Source organism: Bacillus sp. NPDC060175 (assembly GCF_042728695.1).
In the GTDB taxonomy this organism is placed as follows: domain Bacteria; phylum Bacillota; class Bacilli; order Bacillales; family Bacillaceae_G; genus Bacillus_A.
On the sequence record NZ_JBHWYR010000008.1, the window covers coordinates 97,526 to 104,001 of the forward strand.

The 6,476-nt window shown below is 34.3% G+C and carries 4 protein-coding genes, 1 pseudogene and 1 other annotated feature; of the genes and pseudogenes, 1 reads left to right on the forward strand and 4 read right to left on the reverse strand.

Annotation, left to right across the window (positions count from 1 at the left end):
* Positions 1 to 10 precede the first annotated feature (10 nt).
* From ACFWDE_RS07030 to ACFWDE_RS07040, 3 genes and pseudogenes are all read right to left on the reverse strand, one after another.
* Positions 11 to 778, reverse strand: coding sequence for an ABC transporter ATP-binding protein (locus ACFWDE_RS07030; protein ID WP_002085698.1), 768 nt, complete (start codon positions 776 to 778; stop codon positions 11 to 13).
* A gap of 1,294 nt (positions 779 to 2,072) precedes the next feature.
* Positions 2,073 to 2,603 (reverse strand): hypothetical protein, encoded by a 531-nt coding sequence (locus ACFWDE_RS07035; protein ID WP_002065306.1) that lies wholly within the window; start codon positions 2,601 to 2,603, stop codon positions 2,073 to 2,075.
* A 371-nt stretch (positions 2,604 to 2,974) separates the two neighbouring features.
* Positions 2,975 to 3,151, reverse strand: a pseudogene (locus ACFWDE_RS07040) (TetR/AcrR family transcriptional regulator); the annotation flags it as partial.
* A 156-nt stretch (positions 3,152 to 3,307) separates the two neighbouring features.
* On the opposite strand from ACFWDE_RS07040, the gene ACFWDE_RS07045 reads away from it, so the two are divergent.
* Complete coding sequence (locus ACFWDE_RS07045) at positions 3,308 to 3,805, forward strand: DAPG hydrolase family protein (RefSeq protein ID WP_377891045.1); 498 nt, start codon at positions 3,308 to 3,310, stop codon at positions 3,803 to 3,805.
* A gap of 267 nt (positions 3,806 to 4,072) precedes the next feature.
* Here the strand turns inward: ACFWDE_RS07045 and thrS are convergent, their stop codons facing one another.
* Entirely contained in the window at positions 4,073 to 5,992 is a 1,920-nt protein-coding gene (thrS, locus tag ACFWDE_RS07050) for a threonine--tRNA ligase (RefSeq protein WP_377891047.1), read from the reverse strand.
* 44 nt (positions 5,993 to 6,036) lie between these two features.
* Positions 6,037 to 6,258 (reverse strand) — a binding site (T-box leader).
* Positions 6,259 to 6,476 lie beyond the last annotated feature (218 nt).

Below are 6,476 nucleotides of genomic sequence, written 5' to 3' on the forward strand. Positions count from 1 at the left end.
CTCGCCCCCCTTACTTCGACTCCGTTGCTGAGCCCATTTGGGCAAGCACACCTAAAATATCTTGATAGAAATTTTCTCGTGTTCCTTGACGTTTTAACTCTTTATAAAGAAGTCCATCCTGTATAAATAAAATACGTTCACAATAGCTCGCACTAAATGCATCGTGTGTTACCATCAAAATACTTACATTGTGATTTTCATGTAAATCTTGCATCGCTTCTAATAAACTTTTTGCATTTTTACTATCAAGTGCTCCTGTCGGTTCATCTGCTAATACGATTGCCGGATTATGTACTAAAGCTCGTGCTGCCGCTGTTCTTTGTTTTTGTCCACCAGAAACAGCAGTCGGATATTTAGTTAAAATTTCAGTAATCCCTAATTTCTTTGCTACTTCATTTACTTTTCCAGTAATCTCACTTGACGGTACGCCTTGCAAGGAAAGTGGTAAAGCGATATTTTCATAAATTGATAAATTTTCTAGTAGATTAAAATCTTGAAAAATAAATCCTAATTTTTGAGAACGAAAATCTGATAATGCATTCCCTTTCATAGAAGTAATATTTGTGCCAGCTATTGTTACACTGCCACCTGTCGCTTGATCAAGTGTACTAATCACATTTAGTAATGTCGTTTTACCAGATCCAGATGGACCCATAATCCCTACAAACTCTCCTTCTTTAATACTTAATGAAACACCCCTTAATGCTTTTGACTGATTCTCATTTCTTTTCCCATACGTTTTTTCTACACTTTCTACAGTAACTACATTTGTTGACATCTCTTTCACTCCATCCCTTTTGTATAGTATTAACTTCTCATATATTTCTTATCTTTTTGTCATATAAATCCTTAAGGATTTTTTAACTTTTCAAACTTAAAAGAAATATGAATCATATCACTTCTTAATATTCTCATTTTTCTAAAACTCGTTCATTCGATTTCTCTTACATTTACCTTACAATTTTGTAAGGTAAAAAAGAAAACACACCACTTTGAAATTGAAGTGAACCCGAAAAGGGGGAATCCTATTCTCACAAGGGACCTTCTTTTTTGTTCTATGGATCTATGCATTTTTTATACATTCCTATCCTGGCGCGGTTTTAGGGTTCTTATTTGTTACTAGATTAGCCGAAAAACTGTATAAAATCTTGCATGCTCTTAGCGTGGGTTTTTTCCGAAATACTGACGGTACCCCATCTCCATCAAGCTAAAAGAACGAGTTATCCCCAAACAATAAATACGAGCAACATGCTCAAAACTTTCATTCTGGGATATTATGATGTCTTAACTTGATCGGCTCGGCATGTAGTTTTATCCCTAATTAATAGCTTGTTCTCTTCTATATAACTTTTTAAAATATAGATTTGAACCATATTTCTCAATGAATAAAATAACTTAACATGGTAAAATACTATTTGGATGGGAGTCCAATACATATTATTAAAATTAAGATGGTTCAAGTCTGAAGAAGGCACCTTAGGGTGTCTTTTCTTTATGACCTTTATCATCAACTATTTAAAGTCTATTTAGACTATTGCATAACATATGTTTTTTGTACCACGCTTTGTTGATGCATTTAACCTTCACAGTTGTTGAAGGTTTAGACTTATTCCTTAGTGTAGCCATATCATTAGAACATCCTGCAATATTTAGACAGAATGTAGCCAATGAAAATGATCATATTAATTTATTCAAATAATCACTTCTAACACTTTTTTAGTTAACATTTTTTCATAAAATAAGCTCCTTACTAATTTCACATTAGATTAAAGGCTAGAAAATATTCTTATACTCTAAATTGTTACGTTTGAATTAAGGAGAATTATGAGTTACGGCGGTACTTGCAGTGATTTTGATGGAGAATTCGGTTACTAAAAAAAGTGGTTCAAGTCGGAGGAAGGCACCTTAGGGTTTCTTTTCTTTATAGGCTAGCACCAAATCCTGTATCCATTATTTGTTCACTTTGAATACATACGGTTTAAGTTTATTATCAAATTACCAATACAATTAAAGTAAAAAAATCCCTCAGATAAACTGAGAGAACCTTTAAAATTCACATTATTTTTCCTTCTTTAATCGCATTTTTCTATTTGGTCGCCTTCTTCACCTGTGTTTACTGCCGAACTATCCGTTCCGCCTCCCACTGCATGCTGCTGTTTGGTGTTAGAACTTTCGATGGCAGCGTTGGTTCCCGCTGCACTGTCATCTCCACCACCACTTGCCACTTGAGTAGCACTAGCCTGTTTCTCACGGGTTCTATTAATTTGATTATTGATGATGAGTACAAATTCTGCCTCTTCATCCGAAGTTTCTTTTTTCATTTTATGCGGCTCAATCTGATCCCCACTAATTCCTTTATTTATCGCTTCGCCTCCAGCGCCCACCGTTTCTTGCTGTCGGGTATTCGATGAATCGATTGCTGCATTACTTCCTGCTGCACTATTTTGTCCGGCTCCACTGGCGATTTGTGTTGTATTCGGTGCAAATGTAATCTGATTATTAATGACAATGACAATTTTTCGTTTATCATCAAGATTTCCCAAATTAATTTCTTGCCCATTTTTTTTTACAAATCGAAACGTGATTTTTTCATTGTTTTCCATGTTCTCACCCCCTTTGTAATATTAAATGACTAAAGAATGATAATGGATTGGACAAGGGTATTTTTTTATAAATATGTGCACCCCGCCCACAATGAAGGCTGTATTCCTATGACTACTTTCCATAAGAAGTGAATGTTATTTTTCTTAAGCCGTTCCAAAGTAAACTTTTAAATATTGGTTTACTTTCATTATTATTAAAAAATATAAAAAAAACCGATCTTTAATCGATCCGTTTTTTTATGTTTCTTTTGTCTAAAATTACAGAAATAATGAGCAAGACAGTTAATATAATAATTACATTCAAATCACTTTCATCTTTTAGAAAAAATGAATATAAAATATAAATCACCAATACTACTCCACAAATCAAATAGGTCATATTTATCACGATAATGTAAGTAAAATGTCCCTCGATTAATATTGGCTCTAGCTGTAATATCCTTAACCGTAATGGAATCAAACCCTTTTTCATTTATTAATTCAGTTAGTGCATCACGTATCGCTTCTTTAGTACGAGCTACACGTAAATCAGTGTATGCACTTTTCATTTTTTACCTCATAAATTTTTTTAGACATATTTTTATATAATGTTCAGAATGCAACAGATCAGCTATTTCTGTTTATTGAAACCATAAGATACCCATACTATAATACTAAATATAAATAACCAACACTATGTTGATTAAAAAATAGGAGGTACAGAAATGAAAAACCAAGTATCAATAGTAGTTGAACATGAATTGAATGACGTAACACCAGAAATGATTGACTGGTGGTGGGATAATATTGATAACTCTGAACGATATAAACTATGGCACCCAGAAGAACATGTTGATTTTAAGTGGCTAGTTGATCCTAAAGTGCATGGGCATGTAGGAGCCATATCAGCTTCAATCGAATCTGCTGGGGATGGACTAGAATTCCCGCTAAGAATTAGATGGGAAGATCCTAAAGATTGTCCTATAAATACCCATTACAGCCATGTTTTAATGGGTTCATGTTTAGATGATAATGACGATGTAATTTCACAAGTAATACATCAATACGAAAAATCCGAGAACGGTACAGTAATGACTTCTACATTCATTTTCCCGAAAGGATTACCACCATTTATTAACCTAAGTGGTTTATATAAACACAATGTAGAAGAAATGAGTCAGTTCAGCAAATTTTTACCGAAACTTTTTAAAGAAAATTTGTAAGACAAGTTAACAGCTTTACTTTTAATAAGTGATTAACTAGAAAACAAATCGCCTCCAACATTTTAGATATGTCTACAATGTTGTGGGCCTTTCAATATCAAATCAATCACTTTCCACTTTACCTCATCCGGGTAATGTACTCTTCCCTTCAAATGAAAAACACCTCCGTTGAATTGACATACTTAGTATGCGAATTCAGGAGGTGTTTTTTTCATGTGCCATTATTCGAGTTCACTTCATTATAATGGCGTATTTTCTAATCAATTATTATTTTTTATCCTTTATTTCCTCTTCAATACTTGCCACAAATACATCTAGCGCAACAACTTCTGACTTCTCTTCACCATATTTTCGTATATTTACAGCTTCGCTTTCCATTTCCTTATCCCCAATAACAAGAACATAAGGAACTTTTTGCATTTGTGCTTCCCTTATTTTATATCCTAATTTTTCATCTCGTATATCTCGTTCAACACGAATTCCAGCTTGTGCTAGTTTGTCTGCAACCTCATTTGCATATTCTACATGTACTGCATTTGAAACTGGGAGTACTTTCACTTGAACTGGTGCCACCCATGTAGGGAATGCGCCGCCAAAGTGCTCAATTAATATGGCTAAGAAACGATCTAAAGATCCTAAAACTGCTCGGTGGATGACAACTGGTCTTCTTTTTTCATTATTTTCATCTATATAATTTAAATCGAATTTCTCTGGCATTTGGAAATCGAGCTGGACTGTTCCGCACTGATGACTTCTATTTAAAGCATCTTTAATATGAAAATCAATTTTCGGTCCGTAAAATGCACCGTCACCTTCATTTAATCTATATTTATAATTTAATGATTGTAATACATTTTCTAATGCCGATTCTGCTTGCTCCCATAATTTATCGTCACCCATTGAATCTTCTGGGCGAGTAGAAAGTTCTACTTCATACTCAAATCCAAAAGTTTTATACACATAATCAATTTGCGCCAACACTGATTTAATTTCATCTTCAATTTGTTCTGGTGTTACAAATAAATGAGCATCATCTTGGCAGAAAGTACGAACTCTTAATAATCCGTTTAAAGCGCCACTAAATTCATGTCGATGCACTTGACCGAACTCACACATGCGAATCGGTAATTCGCGATAAGAATGCAATTTATTTTTAAACATAAGCATATGTCCTGGGCAGTTCATCGGTTTTAATGCAAAACTTTTATGATCTACTTCTGAGAAATACATATTATCTTTATAATGTCCCCAGTGTCCTGACTTCTCCCATAATTCTTGATTCATCATAAATGGAGTACGCACTTCTTGATAATTGTACTCATTTTGAATTTCTCTTAAAAATGCTTCTAATTCATTGCGAATAATCTGTCCTTTCGGCAAGTAAAACGGCATTCCCGGAGCCTCTTCCGAAAACATAAACAATTCAAGTTCACTACCTAATTTCCGATGATTTCTCTTCGCAGCCTCTTCAACAAAATGCAAATAATTTTCTAATTCTTTTTGTGAAGCAAATGCAACACCGTATATACGCTGAAGCACTTGATTATTACTATCACCTCGCCAATATGCACCAGAAACATGAGTTAATTGAAATGTTTTCAAATAACCAGTAGATGGCAAATGTGGTCCTCTACATAAATCTACAAATTCACCTTGTTTATAAAGTGTTACACTCTCATCATTAGGAATTGCTTCTAAAAGCTCTAATTTCAAACTATCATTCATTTCTTGAAACAGTTTTTTTGCTTCTTCTCGAGAGATTTCAACTCGTTCTATCTTTACATTTTCATTTATAATCTTTTTCATTTCTTTTTCGATTTCCGGTAAATCTTCAACATTTACACTACTTGCAAGATCCATATCATAATAAAATCCATTTTCAATAACTGGCCCTACTCCAAGCTTCACATCACCATAAATTCTTTTCACAGCTTGCGCTAATATATGTGCCGCAGAGTGTCTTGCAATTTTTACCCCTTCATCTGAATCCATAGTAATGATTTCTACTTTCGCACTTTCTTCAATGTTTCGTCGTAAATCAAAAGACTGCTCATTAACTTTTCCTGCGACTGCTTTCTTTTTTAAACTACTACTAATCGAACCAGCAATTTCTTCCAAAGTAATACCTTTCACAAATTCTTTAACGCTACCATCTGGAAATTTAATTTCAATCATCTGTTCTTTCATTTTTCATCTCTCCATTTCATAATAAAAAGCACACTCATCCCTAAAATAGGGACGAGTGTGCTTATACCCGTGGTTCCACCCAGATTCCCATCACAAAATGCAATGGCTTCTTTTACGGTAACGTCGTTTACACGGCACTAGATACTTCATTTCCCCAGTGCAGCTCTAAGGTGGTAAGTTATTTTTCTGCGTTAGGAAGTTCTCAGCTTTTCTTCCTTCTCTGTATAACCGTTTAAAATAACTCGTGTCCTTTTCTTCGCTTATTATGAAATTAAATATAAAAAAGCATATTCATCCCTAGTAAATAGGGACGAATATGCTTATATCCGTGGTTCCACCCAGATTCCCATCACAAAATGCAATGGCTTCCTTTGCGATAACGTCGCATACACGGCACTAGATACTTCATTTCCCCAGTGCAGCTCTAAGGTGGTAAGTTATTTTTCTGCGTTAGGAAGTTCTCAGCTTTTCTTCCTTCTCTGTA

What these genes read in the sequence shown, in the direction of transcription:
- ACFWDE_RS07030 (WP_002085698.1), bottom strand. Translation starts at nt 778, where the DNA reads ATGTCAACAAATGTAGTTACTGTAGAAAGTGTAGAAAAAACGTATGGG.
- ACFWDE_RS07035 (WP_002065306.1), bottom strand. Translation starts at nt 2,603, where the DNA reads ATGGAAAACAATGAAAAAATCACGTTTCGATTTGTAAAAAAAAATGGG.
- ACFWDE_RS07045 (WP_377891045.1), top strand. Translation starts at nt 3,308, where the DNA reads ATGAAAAACCAAGTATCAATAGTAGTTGAACATGAATTGAATGACGTA.
- thrS (WP_377891047.1), bottom strand. Translation starts at nt 5,992, where the DNA reads ATGAAAGAACAGATGATTGAAATTAAATTTCCAGATGGTAGCGTTAAA.